Here is a 16,710-nt window from a genome sequence, read left to right as displayed (position 1 = left end):
CGCGGCGCTCGCTGTTCGACCCGGCCGGTTCCCGCCTCATCCCTCAATACCTCGCCTGAAAAGACCCATAAAACCGCAATATTTGCCGGATATAACGGTTGTTGCCTAAAAAAAGGCGTATTGGTATGACCGCATTGTCCTAAAGTAGAGTCCCCTGTTCCAGAGCGAGCATGAAGATGGCCGTACCGCAACCCGCCGCCGGCGTGCGTCCCCCAGGAGTGCTGTCCGCGGCCGCGCGTGAAGCCGTCGCGAGCCTGGTGCGCAATCTCGCGATTCCGGCGCCATTCTCCGATCCCGCTCTCGAGGCGCAATTCCTTGAGGATCACAGTCAGCGCTTCTGCGCATTCCGGCGCGCGTCCGCGCTGCTCGCGCTCGTCATCTGGACGTGCTTTCTCTGGTGGGACTTCAGCTTCGTGCGCGGCAACAAGGCGCTCAACGTGCGCCTCGCCGACATTCTCGCGCTGCGCTTCGCGGGCGTCGCGCTGCTGATCTTCGTCGGCGCGCTGGTGCTCCGGCCGTCGTTCCGCTCGCATGCGAACGCGCAGCGCGTGATCCTCACCGGCATCTACGGACTGCTGTGCCTGATCCTGACGATGGTCGCGATCACCCCCGCGCCCTATAACTACACGCAGTATTTCATCGGCCTCTATCTGGCGCTGTTCTTCCAGTTCAGCTTCTTCTACCTGCGCTCGCGGGTCGCGCTGACGGCCGGCGCGATCACGATGGCCTCGGTCGTGCTGTGCCAGATCACGATCCATCTGCTCAACACCGAGGACTTCTTCGCCGGCCTGTTCTATATGTTCAACGTGCTGATCGTCGGACATGGCGTCTGCACACACGCCGAGCGCGTCTCGCGCGAACGCTACAGCTCGGAGCGCGCGCTGGCTTCGCTGAACGACGAGCTGCGCGCCGCCAACGGCTCGCTCGGGCGCAAGAACCGCGAACTGGAGATCTCGAAGAAGGATCAGGAGAACAAGACCAACGCGCTGCTCGCGCTGCGCGAACAGCAGATGATCGCGGCGCAAACCGCGAGCCGCGACAAGTCCAACTTCCTCGCCGCCGCAACCCACGACCTGCGGCAGCCAATGCACGCCCTCAACCTGTTCCTGCAGGCCGCCGCCGAGGCGATCCGCAACGGCGAGTTCGACCAGGCCGAGCGGCTCATCAACGATTGCGGCCGTTCCTCCGTGATCCTCGCGCGCCTGCTGAACGCCGTGCTGGATCTGTCGCGGCTCGAATCGGGACGGGTCGTGCCGCGCTATCACGTGTTCGACGTACGGCAGATCGTCGAGGAAGCTGCCGAGCAATTGCGGCCGTTCGCGACGAGCCGGGGTGTCGAATTGCGCCTGCGGCTGCCGAAGGAAGAAGTCGTCTGCGTGCGCAGCGATGCGCACTGGCTCGGGCGCGCGGTCGCGAATCTGGTTTCGAACGGCATCAAGTACGCGGATACCAGCAAGTCGACCCGGCCGACCGTGATCGTCGGCGTGGTGCGCTCGGCCACGCGTGCGCGCATCGACGTGCTGGACAACGGCATCGGCATTCCCGCCGATTATTTCGACGCGATCTTCCAGCCGTTCTTCCAGGTCGACAATCCCGAACAGGATCGCGACAAGGGGCTGGGGCTCGGGCTGTCGATCGTCAACGCGGTCATGTCGATGCTCGACCAGCATCGCATCGAGCTCAAGTCCACCGAGGGACGCGGCTCGCGCTTCTCGCTGGAAATGCCGCTGTGCGGACCGACGCAGGATCAGCCGTCGGCGCGCGTGCCGGTGCGCTCGGAAGCGGCCGAGGCCGCGCAGCTGAAGGGCCGCTATGTGCTGCTCGTGGAAGACGACGGGCTGGTGCGCGCCTCGACGGAAGCGCTGCTGACCCAGTGGGGCGTGCTGTTCGATTCGGCCGCGACCTTCGAGGAATACGAGGACATCCTGAGCGACATCGAGCGCTTTCCCGATCTCATCATCACCGATTTCCGTCTGCGCGACACCCGCACCGCCCGCCAGGTAGCGATGCTCGGCGCCGCGAAGCTCGGGCGGCCGTGTCCCGTGCTCGTCGTGACGGGCGAGCCGGCGGCCTGCATCGTGCCGCTCGCGTGCGACCAGGACGTGCTGAGCAAGCCGGTCAGCCCCGCCGAACTGCGGCGCGGCATGCTTGCGCTGCTGCCGCAGCATGAGACGGCGGACGCCGCATGACGCTGCACCGGATCATCTACGACACCGATCCCGGCATCGACGACGCCATCGCGCTCGTGTTCCAGGCGTTGCATCCGGGCATTGAACTGATGGGCATCACGAGCGTGTTCGGCAACGCGGATATCGACACGACCACCGCCAACGCGCTTTATCTCGCGCAGCGCTTCGCGCCGGGCGTGCCGGTCGTGCGCGGCGCGGCGGCGCCGTTGCGGCGGCCCGCACCCCAGCCGATTCCGCATATTCATGGCAAGGACGGGCTTGGGGAGATCGAGCGGGATCGCGTTTCCGGGCGAGAAGACGGGCGCGAGGCGCATCGCTTCATCGTCGAGACGGTGCGGGCGCATCCCGGTCAGATCACGCTGCTCGCGGTCGGGCCGCTGACCAATCTCGCCCTGGCGTTGCAACTCGATCCCGACATCGCGACGCTGGTGCGCGAGGTCGTCGTGATGGGCGGCGCGTTCGGCATCCATGGCGCGCTCGGCAACGTGACGCCGGCCGCCGAGGCAAACATGCACGGCGATCCCGATGCCGCCGACATCGTGTTCGGCGCGCCCTGGAAGGTGTCGATCGTCGGACTCGATGTCACGCACGAAACCGTGATGACCACCGCGTTCCTGGCCGGATTGCGCGACAGCGCCGGCGACGCGGGCCGTTTCGTGTGGGACGTGTCGCGCTTCTATGAACGCTTTCATGCGCAGGAAGGCGTCGCAGGCGGCATCTACGCGCACGATTACTCGGCGGCGGCGTTTGTCGTGGCGCGCGAAAACTATGTGACGCGGCGCGGGCCAGTGCGGGTGCTGACGGAGGGCATCGCCGCCGGCCTCACCGTGCAGAAGCCCGACTCGATGCACGCGCCCGCACCGGAATGGGACACGCGTCCGGCCTGCGACGCGTGCATCGGCGTGAACGCGGACGCGGTGCTGACACTCTTCGCTGAGACCTTAAGAAACCAAGCGCGCACCGAGCCACTGACGTAACGCTTCCACTTCTTCCATGCAGACCGAATGCGGCATCGGATAGGCATGCCATTCGACATCGCAGCCCTGCTCGCGCGCGAACTCGCACGCCTGTTCGCCGAGGACTGGCTTCAGCACGTCGTCGAAGGTGCCGTGCGCGGCGAAGACCGGCAGCGTGCGGTTCGCCTCGCTCAAGGCTTCGCCGATCAGCCCTTCCGACGGAATGTAGCCCGACAGCACGATCAGCCCCGCGAGCCGCTCCGGATGCGTGAGGCCGGCGTGATACGTCATCGCGCCGCCCTGCGAAAAGCCCGCCAGGAAAATGCGTTCAGTGGGAATGCCGCGCGCGTTCTGTTCGGCGATCAGCTCGCGCACGCGCGCCATCGAGGCCTCGATCCCCGACTCGTCCACGCGCCGGTTGACGCCTTCGAAGGAGAGGATGTCGTACCACGCGCGCATCACATAGCCGTTGTTCGCGGTGACGGCAATCTCCGGCGCGTTCGGAAACACGAAGCGGATGGCGGGCGCATCGGCCAGGCGCAACTCGGGCACGAGCGGCACGAAGTCGTTGGCATCGGCGCCGAGGCCGTGCATCAGGATCACGGCGAAGCGGGGATCCGGCGCAGTTTCAATTTCGACGGTGGCGGGTTGATCAGTCATTGCTGCGTACTCCATTGCTTGAACACGCGGGTTGCCGGACAGCGGCTAGACGATCGGCACGAGAATCTGCACGATCCCCACGATGGACACCAGCCAGACGAGCGAGCGCACGAACGGCACGCCCGCCACGTATAGCGGCACGTACACCAGGCGCGCGACGAAATAGGCCAGCGCGCCGTAGTGCGTCAGGACGTTCTCGCGTCCGGTCACATGCACGATCAGCACCGCGATGGCAAAGATCGGCAGGGTTTCAAAGAGATTCGACTGGGCCCGCAGCAGGCGCCCGGAGAGCCGGCCGGGCGGCCGTGTGGGAGCGTCGCGCGGGCCGGCGTTGTAGCGCAGCCCCACTTCGCGGCTGCGTACGAATGCAGGGAGCAAGACTTGCACCAGTGCGAGCACGAGTGTCCATGCCAGCATCGTCAGTTCGAAACTCACGGCGCCTCCATCGATGAATGCCCGGAACGGGTCGCGCCATCATGCCATCGCGATCCGCGAGCGTGTTACCTTGAATGCGGTCCGGCCTCACTCTTCCCGTCATGCATGCCTTGACTCTCCGCCTCTCGCCTGGCAGCGACCTGCGCGCCGCACTCGATCACGCTTTTCAGTCGCGCGGGCTGTCGGCGGCGTTCGTGCTGCAGGGCATCGGCAGTCTGAGCGTTGCGCGGATCCGCTATGCGGGCCGCGACGACATCGCCGAGTTGCAGGGCGATCTGGAAATCCTCACGCTGGCCGGTTCGCTTTCGCCGCAAGGTCCGCACCTGCACATGAGCGTGTCCGATGCCGACGGCCGCGTGCTGGGCGGCCATGCCGCGCCGGGCTGCATCGTGCGCACCACCGTTGAGCTCGTCGTCGCGAATCTGCCCGGCGAGCGTTACACCCGCGAACCCGATGCCGACACGGGCTTTGCGGAACTGGTCATCCGGGCTGGGTGACCGCGGCCGGCGGCAGCACGCCGTCGAGCGCCAGTTCGTGCCGCGCGATCATCTCGAACGCGCCGTGCGTCTCCGAATAATCCCAGCGTTCCACCGTGGTCCCGCGCTCACCGCTTGCGGTGGCGTCGTGACGGATCAGGTTCACCGAATTGTCGATCGTGCCGCGCGTGCGGCTCGACAGCGCCGTGCCCGCCTGCACCGCCCACATGCGCCGCGGCAGGCCGGCGAACGTATCGTGCAGCGGCAGGACATAGGGCAGATGGATATGGCCGCCGAGAATCAGGTCCGCGCCCGCGCGCGCCCAGCGCGTCACCGCACGCTCGCGTCCGTGCAGCAGGTTCTTTTCGTCCTGCGTGCGCGTCACGGCCACCGGCTGATGCGTGACCACCACGCGCAACTGCGCCGGCTGTTCGGCCTGTGCCGCTTCCAGCCGTGCCGAGACGCGTCGGATCTGCGCCATCGACACTTCGCCGTCCTTGTGTCGCCAGGGACGCGTCGTGTTGACGCCGAGCACCAGCAGCGCCGGCGATTCGAAGCTCGGTTCGAGCTCCACGCCGAACGCGCGCTGATGGTTGGCGTAGGGATAACAGAGCCGCGCAAGCGGATTGAACAACGGAATGTCGTGATTGCCCGGCACGACGAGCGCGGGCGTGGCGCCGAGCGTATCGACGAACGCTCGCGCGGCCGCGAACTGGCTGCGACGTGCGCGCTGCGTGATGTCGCCCGACAGGACCACGAGATCGGGCGGCAGTGTCTCGATCAGACGCAGCAACGCCGCGACCACCGCAAGCCGTTCGGTGCCGAAATGAGGATCGGAAATCTGCAACAGCAAGGTCATGAACGATTCGCTTCCGCCACCTCGGGCTCGGGTTTGAGCAGCAGCAACGGCCGGTCGGACACGCGGAATTCGAGCGGCAGTTGCAGCCGCGTGATCTCGCCATCGGTGGCGATCTTGACGAGCTTGCGCTTCTTCGACGGATGCGTGACCACGATCCGCTCGAACGTCATGCTCGTCACGTGATCCGAGTCGGCGAGACGCCCCGCCGCGCCATGCAGCGACAGCCACAAATGCATCAGCCGTCCGACCGGCCGCGGCGCAAGCGCAACGAGCAAACCCTGTTCCAGCGCACGCGCGGCGTCGGGCATGCCGATCTGCTCCATTTGCAGCCGGTTGTTGCCGACGAAGAGCGTCGATGAGCGCAACTCGGTCGTGCGGCCTTCATGTTCGAGATGCAGGCGCAAATGCCGGTGCGGCTTGAGCATCGTGTAGAGCGCCGACCACAGCGCCACCAGCCGACTGCGGCCGAGCTGGCGCTTGTAGGTTTCGCGGTCTTCGAGCAGGCGCGGATAAAGACCCAGGCTCGCGTTGACGAGAAACATCCGCCCGTTGGCAAAGCCTGTCTGCGTGGGAAAGACGCGCGCGCCGAGCAGCAGTTTCGTGGAGGATTCGAGGTCGGCGGGAATGCCGTGATCGCGGCTGAAGTAGTTGAAGGTGCCGCGCGGCAGGACGGCAAACGGGCAGCCGGCGTCGAGCGCCGCGTGCGCGACGGTGCACAGCGTGCCGTCGCCGCCCGCGCCGACCAGCACGCCGTCCTGTGCGCGCGCTGCATCGGCCGTTTGACGCGCGACGGCGTCCAGCTGGCGCGGATCCTCGACGACGCGCAATTCGAAGCGACGCCCCGCCGCGCCGAGTTCGCGTTCCAGCACGGCGCGCGTTTCGTCGACGAGCTTGCGGCCGGAACCCGCGTTCATCACGATGAAGAACGGCGCGTCGGCGGCGAGCGTGATGGCCGATTCGGTGGAAGTAACAGAGGCAGGGGCTACAGCAGTGGGGGTCATCGGCAGCGCTCCTCGCGGTTTCGTTGCGATTCCCGTGCGCGATGGACACGGCAAGCCGCCGCACGCCTGATGCAACAGCGCGCGGCGGCTTGCCGATTATAACGAATGGCTTACAGTCCGGATGCGACGACTTACGTGTGTTCGCCGCGAATGTAGTACTCGAGCTGCTGGATGGTGTACTGCTGCTCGGCCATGATGTTCTTCACCAGGTCGCCGATGGAAATCATGCCGATCAGCTTGCCGTCGTCGATCACCGGAAGATGGCGCATGCGCTTCTCGGTCATGAGCGCCATGCAGTCGTCGGTAGTTTGATCGGGGCGCACGTAGCGCACCTGCGACGTCATGATGTCGCGCACCGGCGTCTGCTTCGACGCGCGGTCCATCAGGACGACTTTGCGCGCATAGTCGCGCTCGGTCATGATGCCGACGATCTCGTCGCCCTCGGTGACGATCACCGCGCCGATATGCCGGTCGGCCATCATCTTGATGGCATCGAAGACCGACGCCGTGGCGGCAACCGTAAAGACCGTGTGGTCGGGTTTCGAATTCAGAACCTGTGCGACTGTTGCCATCGAGCGCCTCCGACTGGCTTCGCGCGGTCTGCCGGCGCATCGTGCCGGCGTGGTGCGCATTGTTGTACGCGGAAAACGGTGCTGTGCCTGGGCGACGGTTTTGTCTTGCGCCTTTCAAGAGCCTAAAGCCTCGCGCGCGACGCCCTCATCGGCATTAACCCGACCATTCGGCAAAAAGTATAGATCAACGATGCGGCGCGCCGCCTGCATCGTGCAATGGCGCGCGGCGCCTTCCTTCAGTTTCCGCGATGCCTGCCGCTATTCAGACACCCGGCGGAAATCATCGCCAGATGCGGGCATACAGGACGGCAACGCGGCGCAACGCGCCGCTCACGGAGAACAGGTGAGCACTTCACAACAGGATATCGAGCAGCGCGTGCGGCTCGCAGGCAGCAACATGTTCGAATTGCTCCTTTTCAGGCTCGGCGAGGCGCCGGGCTCGGAGCAGCGCGAGCTGTACGGCATCAACGTGTTCAAGGTGCGCGAGATTCTCGCGATGCCATCGATCACGGCTGTCGCCGGATCGAACCAGGAGATTCTGGGCGTCGCCGATATCCGCGGCCAGATCATTCCGGTGATCGATCTCGCGCGCATCACCGGTTGCCGTCCCAAGAACGGTCCGAAAATCCTGCTGGTCACCGAATTCGCGCGCACGACGCAAGGCTTCGCCGTCGAGGAAGTCGACGATATCGTGCGGCTCGAATGGAATCAGGTGCTGTCGGCGGAATCGCACTCGGGCGGCACCGCGGTGACGAGCTTCGCGCGGCTGGACGGCAACGTCGACGGCTCGCGGCTCGCGCAGGTGCTCGATGTCGAGCGCATCGTGCGCGAGGTGATGCCAGGGCAGACCGCCGACATCACCGAAGCCAGCACTGGCCGCCTGCAACTGAGGCCGGGCGCACGCGTGCTCGCCGCCGACGATTCAGGCGTGGCGCGCGCGCTGATCGAGCAAAGCCTGACCGCGATGGGCGTGCCCTTCGTCATGACCAAGACCGGCCAGGAAGCGTGGAACGTGCTGGAAGCGGCGCTGAAGAAAGCGCAGAAGGACGGCACCGAAGTCGCGGATCACATCGCTCTCGTGCTCACCGATCTCGAAATGCCGGAAATGGACGGCTTCACGCTCACGCGCCGCATCAAGGCCGAGAGCGGCCTGATGCACATTCCGGTGGTGATTCATTCGTCGCTGTCCGGTTCGGCGAACGAACAGCATGTGCGCAAGGTCGGCGCGAATGCGTACGTGTCGAAATTCGAGCCCTCGGAACTGGCCACCGTGATGCGCAGCGCCCTCGCCCGGGCCGCGTGACCCTGACCTAAAAAGCGTTCTCCAAAACGTTCGGCGCCCGGTGATGCAGACCTCGTGAGTCTGCACCACCGGGCGCCGAAATGCCTTCAGACGGTCAACCTGGCCGATACGCCAGGCTTGACCGGTTCGATCAGTGACCGAAGAAAACCGATTGCGCGTTGTTGTTGCTCGATTGGGCGCGATTGCCCGATTGAGCCAGCGAGTCACGCGAGCCGCCGAAAGCGGTCGTGTTCACGCCGTTGGCGTTTTCCTGAGCGGCGATGGCTTGTGCGCTCGGACCTTGTTGCGAAGTGGGCGCGCCGACAGCCGGACGGTAGAACGGAGCCGGACCGTAGCCGCTTGCAAAAGCGGGGGCGGCGACAGCGGCGGAAACAGCGATAAGCAGGGTAGCGAGAAGATTGCGTTTCATGGTGTGAGCTCCAAAGACGGTTGACGTTCAATCAGAAAGCGCCGCAGCGGTCTTGCGAGAAACTGTCTGCTACGTCGATGGAATGCAGTGTATACCCCTACTATCGCTTTTTTATCCCCATTAGTTTCAATACAGTATTCATCCATCGCCAACAATCGCTGGCCGCACAATCGTGCTGAAATCGTGAAATGCGTTGCTGGGTAAGGGATTGTGGCTGGAGGCAAGGTTCCGCGACGCCGCGTTTCATTCAGCGGGGACGGAACAATATTTAGCGCACGAGCGTGCGCTTAAAGAGTCGGTGCGCTCGATTTTCGACGTTATCAGTGAACGACGAGACGCTCGATCAGATGAACCAGCGCGCCGGGCGGGTTGCCCTTCTGGCAATAACCGTCGAAACCCGCGGGCAACCCTTGCGGCCGCACGCTTTCTTCGCCGAGTGCGGTGAACGCGATGATCACTGCGTCGCGCGTGTGAGCGATACGGCGCAGCACCCGCGCAGTCGCGTAGCCATCGTGTTCGGGCATGGTGATGTCGAGAATGACGACGTGCGGCACCCAATGATCGACGGCGTGCAGCGCATCCACGCCCGAGAGCGCGAAACGCGTGTCGAAACCGTCCGAAATCAGTGCGGCGGCAAGCGCCTCGGCGCTGAATGCGTTGTCGTCGACGACCAGGATGCGCCACTGGTCGCGATTCACGTCGACATTACGGCGCGACCACAGCGCGCAATGAGGGGAATGCAGGGAAACGGACATGGGGCAACCGACGGATACAGATGCCCGCAGTGCAGCACGAATCGATCCCGCCTCTTCCGACTGGGTTCAGTCGGTGTCGTCGTTGGCGGACGAGGCGGCTTGATCGTCCTTCTTGCCCTTCCGCTTCTTGCCCGTCGCGGCTTCGGTGTCGCGCAGGCGGGCATTGGCTTCGACCAGCGAAGCGGCGTCGCGCTGGCGCAACACGAGATCCAGTTCACCGAGTGCGCCGAGTAGCGCCGCCTGCTCGGCGTCGTCCAGCATCGCGCCGCTCTGTGCCACGCGGCGCGCCTCCTTGTCCAGACGCTTGAGGAGTTTTGCGCCAAAGCGCGTATCGATCGCGCTTTCCCGCGTCAGCGTCCCGATGACCGATGCCAGCCGGATGAGTCCTCCGGCGGTGGTCTGAGTCGCACCGTCCAGATCGTCATGGTCTTCCAAAGCCTTCTCCCCAAGTTGGCGCGCGGCGCCCGGTGCGCGGCCGGCCCGATGCGGACGCCGCATGAGCGCCCGTCTCCGGTGCCGCGATCATACGCCGCCAATATGACATTCATAATTGCACCCGCCGATGCACTCGCCGCCCACGTTTCGCGGTCGTCACGCGTTACGATCACATTTCGGGGCGCGACCGATGGCACACTAGCGCGTCGCGTCCGACGCGGCGTCTGTCGCAGACGCGCAGATCGCACCAGAACCGCAACCGAATCCCGCATGAATCCCGCTACCCTGCAAAGACCGCCTTACGGCTCCGATTTCTCCGGCCTCGTCTGCGGCTTTCGATTCCACGTCGATCAGCCGGGCGAACCGATCGATGCAGAGGCCGCGAGCGAATGGCTCGCCCGCGACGACACGGCCAAGGAATTCGTCTGGCTGCATTTCGATCTGGCGAACAGTGCGTGCGAACGCTGGATGCGTGGCCGGCTCGACTTGCCGGACGCGTTCTTCGACACGCTGCACGAAGGCTCGCACTCGACGCGCCTCGAGCATCACGAGGGCGCGCTGTTCGCGCTCATCAACGACGTGATGTTCAACTTCGAACTGACGCCTGCCGAGATCGCCACATTGTGGGTCTATACGCACCAGAAGCTGATCGTGACCGCGCGTCTCAAGCCGTTGCGATCGGTCGACTCGTTGCGCGAATCGGTCAGGCGCGGCGAGGTGTTTCGTTCGCCGGCCGAAGTGCTGGCGCATCTGCTGCGCGATCAGGCCGACTTGCTCGTGCAGATCGTCCGGCGCACGAGCGTCGAGGTCGATGGCCTGGAAGACCGCTTCCTGTCGATGCGCGGCACCGAGATGCGCACCGACCTGGGCGGCCTGCGCCGGGTGCTGGTCAGGCTGCAACGCCTGCTCGCGCCCGAACCCGGCTCGGTGTTCCGGCTGCTTGCCCGGCCGCCGCGCTGGCTGCATGCCCAGGACATTCAGGACCTGCGCGACGCCACCGAAGAGTTCTCGCTCGTGCTCAACGACCTCGCGGGTCTCGTCGAACGCATCAAGCTGCTGCAAGAAGAAGTGGGCACGCGCATGGACGAACAGACCAATCGCACCCTGTTCACGCTGACGCTCGTGACCGTGCTGGCATTGCCGATCAATATCGTCGCGGGCTTCTTCGGCATGAATGTCGGCGGCATTCCGCTCGCGGAGAATCACCACGGGTTCTGGCTGCTCGTGGTGATCGTCGCGAGTTTCACGGCGCTGGCGGGATGGTGGGCGTTCCGGCGCCGTCGCAATGGCTGAGCGCCGCGTCAGAAGCCCAGGTCGCTCAGGCTTGCATGCTCGTCGGGACGGCGGCCAAGCGGCCAGTGATACTTCCGGTCCGCTTCCTTGATGGGCAGGTCGTTGATCGACGCATGCCGATGCGTCATCAGCCCCTGCTCGTTGAATTCCCAGTTCTCGTTGCCGAAGCTGCGATACCAGTTGTTGGCATCGTCGTGCCATTCATACGCAAAGCGCACCGCAATGCGATTGCCCGTGTATGCCCACAGCTCCTTGATCAGGCGGTAGTCCAGTTCGCGCGCCCATTTGCGGCGCAGGAACGCCACGACTTCCTCACGTCCGTTCGCGAATTCGGCGCGATTGCGCCAGCGTGTATCCGTGCTGTAGGCGAGCGACACACGCTCTGGTTCGCGCGTGTTCCATGCATCTTCCGCGAGACGCACCTTCAATCGGGCCGATTCTTCATCGAACGGCGGGAACGGCGGCTTGCTTTCCATGACGATTCCTCCTGTGAACGGAATGACGGCAGATGTCCGGAACGATCGTTCCTTGGTAGACAAGTCTGTCTACTCCGACGCACTCTAGCGCAGGTAGACGAACCTGTCTACAATCGCCTGCATGAATACGGCAGCTTCCCTGATCGAGTTCCCGGAACTCACGCCCGATGCGCGCATTCTCCAGACCGCGCATGATCTGTTCTATCGCGACGGCATTCGCGCCACGGGCATCGACCGCGTGATCGCCGAGTCGGGTGTCGCGAAGAAGACGTTCTATCGCTACTTTCCGAGCAAGGACGATCTGATTGTCGCCTTCCTCGAGTTTCGGCATGACAACTGGATGACCTGGTTCAACGACGCCTTGCAACGGCACGGCGGCACGCTGTCGGCGCTGGTGCCGGCGCTGGCGGAATGGTTCGGCGCCGAGAGTTATCGCGGCTGCGCGTTCATCAACTCGGTGGTGGAAATCGGCGGCACGCTGCCGCAGGCGGTGGAGATCGCAAGACGGCACAAGCGCGACATGACGTCGGCCATTCGCGCACTTCTGCCGGCCACCCGCACGGCCAAAGCAGACGCGCAGGCGCTCGCCTTGGCCGTGGACGGCGCCATTGTCAGCGCGCAGTTCGCTGACTCGCCGGCGGATGCATTGAAGGCGCTCGCGCGTCTGGTGCGCGCGGTGAAACGGAGCGCCAGCGCCGATTAGAGCAGGCTCAACGGGAAGACACGTCAGGCGCGCCGCCAAGCAGCGCGTTCATCGAATCGATGTCTTCCATGCTCAGCGTCGCCACGTCCGCCTTGAGCCGCAGGAACGCGATCAGCGCTTCATAACGCGAACGCAACAGGTCGCGCTTCGCGGTATAGAGCGTATCGATGGCGCGCAGGACGTCGCTGCTCGCGCGGCTGCCCACCTTGAAGCCGACGGTCGTCGCCTGCAGCGAGTCGTTCGCCGTCGCGACGAGATGCGTCAGCGAATCGCTGCGAATGCGTTCACGCACATAACGCGCGTGATCGTCGCGCGCGGCGGCTTCGGCCTGCACGGACGCCGCGTTGAAGCTCTGCTCCGCCTTGTCCTGCTGCGCGAGCGACTGCTTCACCCGCGCCTGGATCTCGCCGCCCGAGAACAGCGGAACCTGCACCTGCAACATGCCGACAGTGGTCGTGGTCGGACGCGAATAGCCGCCCGCCGCGCCTGCTGGCGTATAGCTGCCCGTCACGCTGACTACCGGATACCTGGCCGCGCGCGCCTTCGCGGAATCGAACTGCGCGATCTTCCAGCCCAGTTCCTTCGACTGCACTTCATACGCGCTCGTCTTCGCCTGCTCGGCCCAGGCCTCCTGACCGTCTGTCAGACCCGGCGGGGTCATGTCGGCCGGCAGCGGCGCCAGCGCCGCGAAAGGCTGCCCCGTCGCCTGCTGCACGGCGCGCCGCTTGGCGCCGAGTTCCTCTTGCGCGTCCGACGCCTGCAATTGCGCCTGTTCGCGCGCGGCGTCGATTTCGCGTTCGTCAATCAACGTCGCCTCGCCTGCCGCGCGCTTGCGGCGCACCTGCTCGCGCTGCGTCTCGATGGCCTTCAGATACTCGCCCGAGCGCTTCACTTCGTCTTCAGCGCCGAGTTCGTCGAAGTAGGCGCGCACGGCGCGAAGAATGGACTTCTGCTGCGCCGCGGCCAGATCCACGGCGCCTTGCGCAACGATGTAATCCGCCTGCCGGTAGGCCGTCCACTTGCTCCAGTCGAACAGGCTGATACAGCGCCCGCGCCAGCAGCAGACGCTGACGCTGCCCCGCGGAGATGTTCGCAATGGTGTCGCTGATGACGGTGCGCGTGCGCATCGGCAGCCGCATGACGTCCGGCAGCAGACCGACGTCGTCGAGGATGGCGTGGACGCGGTCCTCGTCCGGTTGGCCCGCGAACAGCGTGATGTTGTCGGCGATGGAACCATGCAGGATGATGTCGCCCTGCCGCATGTGCGCCTGATGCCGCCGGATTTCATCGACGGCGAGATTCGGCCACGCAATGCCGTTCAACGCCATCTGCCCCTGCTGCAACGGCTCGGCCGCCGACAACAGCTTGAACAGCGTGGACTTGCCGCTGCCGGACGGTCCGGTGATGACGATCTTGTCGCCCTTGCTGATCCGGAAACTCGCATCGCGCAACACGGGCTGGTCCGAAATGCCGTAGCAGAAGCTCACATCGCGCACGTCGATGCAGTCGAACTGACGCACTTCGGTGGCGCGTTGCGTATCCGGCAGCGGCGTATAGCGCTCGTTCTCGCATTCGACGATGTCGTCCACGCGCGCCGTCGGCACGCTCAGCATGAAGTACTGGAACATTGCGCCGATGGCACTCGCGAGCCGCTCCGACATCAGCGACTTGTAGATCAGGAACGAGTAGAACACGCCGACCGAGATCTTGCCGCCCAGCATGAGCCGCGCCGCCATCCAGGTGATGACGAGTGTGTCCGCATAGTTGACCAGCTTGAGAAAGCCGTCGCGCCGGCAGGCCAGGCGGCTGCTCTGCAACAGCGCCGAGGCATAGGCCTTGAACAGCGTCATGTGAATCGCCGTGCGGCGCGTCTCGCCCTGGGCCAGCTTGAGCAGCGAAGCGGCGCGAATGGTTTCAATCAGCGAGTCGTCGCAACGCGCGGAGGTTTCAAGCACGAGCGCATGCGTGTCGCGCATCGCCGGGAACATGCTCAGCGCGATGAGCACGTAAAGCGCGAACACCGCCAGCGCGATGAACGTAAGCTGCGCGCTCTGGATCAGCATCAACACGAGCGCCAGCACGCCGACCGCCAGATCGATGTGCAGCGTAATGGCCGAACGCGTGGCGTACGCGCTGATTTCATCCTGTGCCTTCACGCGGGCGAAGACATCGCCGACGTGGCGCTTCTCGAACCACGACATCGGATTGCGCAGCAGATGGCGCACGACGCCTTCCGTCGAGTTGATCTGCGTGAGGGTGTAGAGCAGTTCGGTCAGATACTTCTGCACGTACTCGCTCAGCGCACCCAGCAGGAAGATGCTGGCGAAGCTCATGATGAGCACGTTCAGCAGGTTGCGATTGTCCGCCGCAACGACGTAGTCCAGCGTGAGATTGCCGAAGTACGGCATCGACAGAATGGCGAACTGGCTGCCGAGCGCGACGAACAGCACCTTGCCAATCTGTCGCTTCAGTTGCGGACTGAAGGCGCGCACGCGCTTCAGCGCCGCCGGCACGCGCGACTTCGCGCGGATGCGCGGCATCTCGGGCGTCGGCGAAAACTCGAGCAGGAAGCCGGAAATCGCTGAACGGAACGTATCCATCGACACACGCCGGCGGCCGGTGGCGGGATCGAGGATGCTGATATAGCCTCGGCTCGCCTTCTCGAACACGACAAAATGCGCGCCGCCGAAGTGCAGGATCGAACCCTTCTTGACTTCGGAAAGATGCGACGGGTCGAAGCGATACGCCTGCACCGCCAGCCCGAAGTCCACGGCGACGTCATACAGGTCCATCAAGTTCAGGCCGTTCGCGGAGATGGGCTTGTAGGCCGACAGCTCGCGCACTTCCGTCGCACGGCCGAGATGCGACAGCACCATCGACAGACACGCATATCCGCATTCGGCCACTTCATTCTGATAGATCACTCGCACGTTTATCCCCTCAACATTCGAAACAGCGGTGCCAATACCCATTCGGCAATGCTTCTGCGCTCCACCACGATGCTCGCGGTCGCGCGCATGCCCGGAAGAATCGCGAGATGTTGTCCTTCGAAGTCGAAGGTATTGCCGCGCAGCGTGGCCCACGCGAGATAGTCACCTTCGCTGTCCGAGCCTTTCGAGCCGGCGGTCTGTTCCGGGTCCGGCGTGCCCGGCGTGCCCTGATTGCTGGGTGGGCTCGCGGGCAGCACGGTGGTTCCCGAAATGGAATCGATGCGCGCCTCGTAGGTGCCGAACTTGGCGTAGGGAAAGGCATCGAACTTGAGCCGCACGAGCTGGCCTTCGCGCACGAAGCCGCGACGTCGCGACGGAATGCTCAGCGCGACACGCAGCGGCCCGCCCTCCTTGGTCGCGATGACCAGCGCGACGTCGCTGGTCGACAACATGCGTCCCGCCACCAGTCCCGAGAACGTCACGACGCCGCCCTTGGGCGCGGACACCGTGGCGTCCTGGCGCTGCTGCTCGTAGCGGGCCTGGACGTCCTGGATATCGCGTGCGCGACGCGCATCGAGTTCGCCCAGTTGCGCGGCGAGATCGGTCTGCGCGCTCCGTGCGGCGCTGATTTCGCCATTCAGCTGCTGACGCCGCGCCACGATCTGCGACACGCTCGCCTTGCCCTGATGCACGTCGGCGCGAGCTTGCTCGACCTTGTCGGCGGTCACGTACTCCGCCACCGAATTCAGCCGCGTCAGACGCTGCTGATACTCGCCGACCAGCTGGCTGGTCTGGGCGATCTGTGCATCGAGCGCGGCCAGCTCCGCCCGGCGGCTCGCCTCCGTGGTCCGCGATGACGCACGCTGCGCGTTCAACTGCGCGCGGCGTTCGCTGTACTGGGCGTCGATGGCGGCGATCTGCGCCTCGCGCATCTGCTGGTCGAAGACCTGGCGGCGCAGGCCGTCCGTGCTCAGCGAGAAGTCGCGTTGCAGGCGGAACAACGGCGTGCCCGGCACCACCTCTTGCGACGGATGCACATAGATGGAGGACACGAGCCCCGACAAGCCTTGAATCTTGACTTCGGAAGGCGACATGATTTCGCCCGACACGTCCTGCTTGAGTTCAATCTGATGCAGGAACGAAAACGTCACCGCGACGATCGTGAAGGCCGACGCGGCATACGCAATCCAGCGCCAGGGCACGTCCCTGAAGTGAGGAAGATCGGTGGGTTGCATGGAGGATTGAGCTTGCTGTGCGC

At 64.8% G+C, this 16,710-nt stretch carries 18 protein-coding genes; 6 read left to right on the top strand and 12 right to left on the bottom strand.

All coding sequences use genetic code 11. The features are described 5' to 3' along the window. Positions 1 to 170: 170 nt before the first annotated feature. On the top strand, positions 171 to 2,189 hold the full coding sequence (locus QCE88_RS34960; protein ID WP_309910062.1) for a hybrid sensor histidine kinase/response regulator: 2,019 nt from the start codon (positions 171 to 173) through the stop codon (positions 2,187 to 2,189). Then, complete coding sequence (locus QCE88_RS34955; protein WP_309910061.1) at positions 2,186 to 3,166, top strand: nucleoside hydrolase; 981 nt, start codon at positions 2,186 to 2,188, stop codon at positions 3,164 to 3,166. Before QCE88_RS34960 ends, QCE88_RS34955 begins: the two co-directional genes overlap by 4 nt. Here QCE88_RS34955 and QCE88_RS34950 read toward each other — a convergent pair. Together QCE88_RS34950 and QCE88_RS34945 are read right to left on the bottom strand one after the other, a co-directional pair. Further along, the gene (locus QCE88_RS34950) at positions 3,131 to 3,805 is read right to left on the bottom strand and encodes an alpha/beta hydrolase (protein ID WP_309910060.1); all 675 of its coding nucleotides are present in this window, start codon (positions 3,803 to 3,805) and stop codon (positions 3,131 to 3,133) included. The genes QCE88_RS34955 and QCE88_RS34950 overlap by 36 nt on opposite strands. A gap of 45 nt (positions 3,806 to 3,850) precedes the next feature. Beyond that, positions 3,851 to 4,240 (bottom strand): MAPEG family protein, encoded by a 390-nt coding sequence (locus QCE88_RS34945; protein WP_309910058.1) that lies wholly within the window; start codon positions 4,238 to 4,240, stop codon positions 3,851 to 3,853. A 101-nt stretch (positions 4,241 to 4,341) separates the two neighbouring features. On the opposite strand from QCE88_RS34945, the gene QCE88_RS34940 reads away from it, so the two are divergent. Beyond that, on the top strand, positions 4,342 to 4,737 hold the full coding sequence (locus QCE88_RS34940) for a DNA-binding protein (protein ID WP_309910057.1): 396 nt from the start codon (positions 4,342 to 4,344) through the stop codon (positions 4,735 to 4,737). On the opposite strand, the gene QCE88_RS34935 is transcribed toward QCE88_RS34940, so the two are convergent. The 3 genes from QCE88_RS34935 to QCE88_RS34925 all read right to left on the bottom strand — a co-directional run bounded on the left by QCE88_RS34935 (position 4,721) and on the right by QCE88_RS34925 (position 7,148). After that, positions 4,721 to 5,575 carry a metallophosphoesterase family protein gene (locus QCE88_RS34935; protein WP_309910056.1) on the bottom strand — a complete coding sequence of 285 codons (855 nt, stop codon included), beginning with the start codon at positions 5,573 to 5,575 and terminating at the stop codon, positions 4,721 to 4,723. The genes QCE88_RS34940 and QCE88_RS34935 overlap by 17 nt on opposite strands. After that, complete coding sequence (locus QCE88_RS34930; protein WP_309910055.1) at positions 5,572 to 6,576, bottom strand: diacylglycerol kinase family protein; 1,005 nt, start codon at positions 6,574 to 6,576, stop codon at positions 5,572 to 5,574. Before QCE88_RS34930 ends, QCE88_RS34935 begins: the two co-directional genes overlap by 4 nt. Before the next feature lie 131 nt (positions 6,577 to 6,707). Continuing rightward, positions 6,708 to 7,148 (bottom strand): CBS domain-containing protein, encoded by a 441-nt coding sequence (locus tag QCE88_RS34925; protein ID WP_309910053.1) that lies wholly within the window; start codon positions 7,146 to 7,148, stop codon positions 6,708 to 6,710. A gap of 343 nt (positions 7,149 to 7,491) precedes the next feature. Here QCE88_RS34925 and QCE88_RS34920 point away from each other — a divergent pair, with 343 nt between their 5' ends. After that, a complete protein-coding gene (locus QCE88_RS34920) occupies positions 7,492 to 8,451 on the top strand; it encodes a chemotaxis protein (protein WP_309910051.1) in 960 nt (319 codons plus the stop codon). Positions 8,452 to 8,581: 130 nt separating this feature from the next. On the opposite strand, the gene QCE88_RS34915 is transcribed toward QCE88_RS34920, so the two are convergent. The 3 genes from QCE88_RS34915 to QCE88_RS34905 form a co-directional block, all read right to left on the bottom strand. Beyond that, complete coding sequence (locus QCE88_RS34915) at positions 8,582 to 8,860, bottom strand: hypothetical protein (protein ID WP_309910050.1); 279 nt, start codon at positions 8,858 to 8,860, stop codon at positions 8,582 to 8,584. Positions 8,861 to 9,180: 320 nt separating this feature from the next. Then, positions 9,181 to 9,615 (bottom strand): response regulator, encoded by a 435-nt coding sequence (locus QCE88_RS34910; protein WP_309910049.1) that lies wholly within the window; start codon positions 9,613 to 9,615, stop codon positions 9,181 to 9,183. Between the two features lie 66 nt (positions 9,616 to 9,681). Continuing rightward, the gene (locus QCE88_RS34905; RefSeq protein ID WP_309910048.1) at positions 9,682 to 10,050 is read right to left on the bottom strand and encodes a hypothetical protein; all 369 of its coding nucleotides are present in this window, start codon (positions 10,048 to 10,050) and stop codon (positions 9,682 to 9,684) included. Positions 10,051 to 10,320: 270 nt separating this feature from the next. Here QCE88_RS34905 and QCE88_RS34900 point away from each other — a divergent pair, with 270 nt between their 5' ends. After that, on the top strand, positions 10,321 to 11,343 hold the full coding sequence (locus QCE88_RS34900; protein WP_309910047.1) for a transporter: 1,023 nt from the start codon (positions 10,321 to 10,323) through the stop codon (positions 11,341 to 11,343). A gap of 8 nt (positions 11,344 to 11,351) precedes the next feature. On the opposite strand, the gene QCE88_RS34895 is transcribed toward QCE88_RS34900, so the two are convergent. Then, positions 11,352 to 11,819, bottom strand: a complete 468-nt coding sequence (locus QCE88_RS34895; RefSeq protein ID WP_309910045.1) for a nuclear transport factor 2 family protein — start codon at positions 11,817 to 11,819, stop codon at positions 11,352 to 11,354. Positions 11,820 to 11,940: 121 nt separating this feature from the next. Between QCE88_RS34895 and QCE88_RS34890 the strand changes: the two genes are divergently transcribed. Next, a complete protein-coding gene (locus QCE88_RS34890) occupies positions 11,941 to 12,522 on the top strand; it encodes a TetR/AcrR family transcriptional regulator (protein WP_309910044.1) in 582 nt (193 codons plus the stop codon). Positions 12,523 to 12,529: 7 nt separating this feature from the next. Here QCE88_RS34890 and QCE88_RS34885 read toward each other — a convergent pair whose 3' ends face one another. The 3 genes from QCE88_RS34885 to QCE88_RS34875 are packed head-to-tail and all read right to left on the bottom strand — an operon-like array spanning position 12,530 to position 16,687. Further along, positions 12,530 to 13,495 carry a TolC family protein gene (locus QCE88_RS34885; RefSeq protein ID WP_309910043.1) on the bottom strand — a complete coding sequence of 322 codons (966 nt, stop codon included), beginning with the start codon at positions 13,493 to 13,495 and terminating at the stop codon, positions 12,530 to 12,532. Beyond that, positions 13,422 to 15,452, bottom strand: a complete 2,031-nt coding sequence (locus tag QCE88_RS34880; RefSeq protein ID WP_309910041.1) for a cysteine peptidase family C39 domain-containing protein — start codon at positions 15,450 to 15,452, stop codon at positions 13,422 to 13,424. Before QCE88_RS34880 ends, QCE88_RS34885 begins: the two co-directional genes overlap by 74 nt. Before the next feature lie 2 nt (positions 15,453 to 15,454). After that, positions 15,455 to 16,687: an HlyD family efflux transporter periplasmic adaptor subunit gene (locus QCE88_RS34875; protein ID WP_309910040.1), complete on the bottom strand. Its 1,233-nt coding sequence runs from the start codon at positions 16,685 to 16,687 to the stop codon at positions 15,455 to 15,457. Between the last annotated feature and the right edge of the window lie 23 nt (positions 16,688 to 16,710).

The sequence above is a fragment of the Caballeronia sp. LZ035 genome, assembly GCF_031451175.1.
Classification (GTDB): domain Bacteria; phylum Pseudomonadota; class Gammaproteobacteria; order Burkholderiales; family Burkholderiaceae; genus Caballeronia.
The sequence above is the reverse complement of the archived record's forward strand: the minus strand, read 5'-3'. Positions and strand labels throughout refer to the sequence as shown.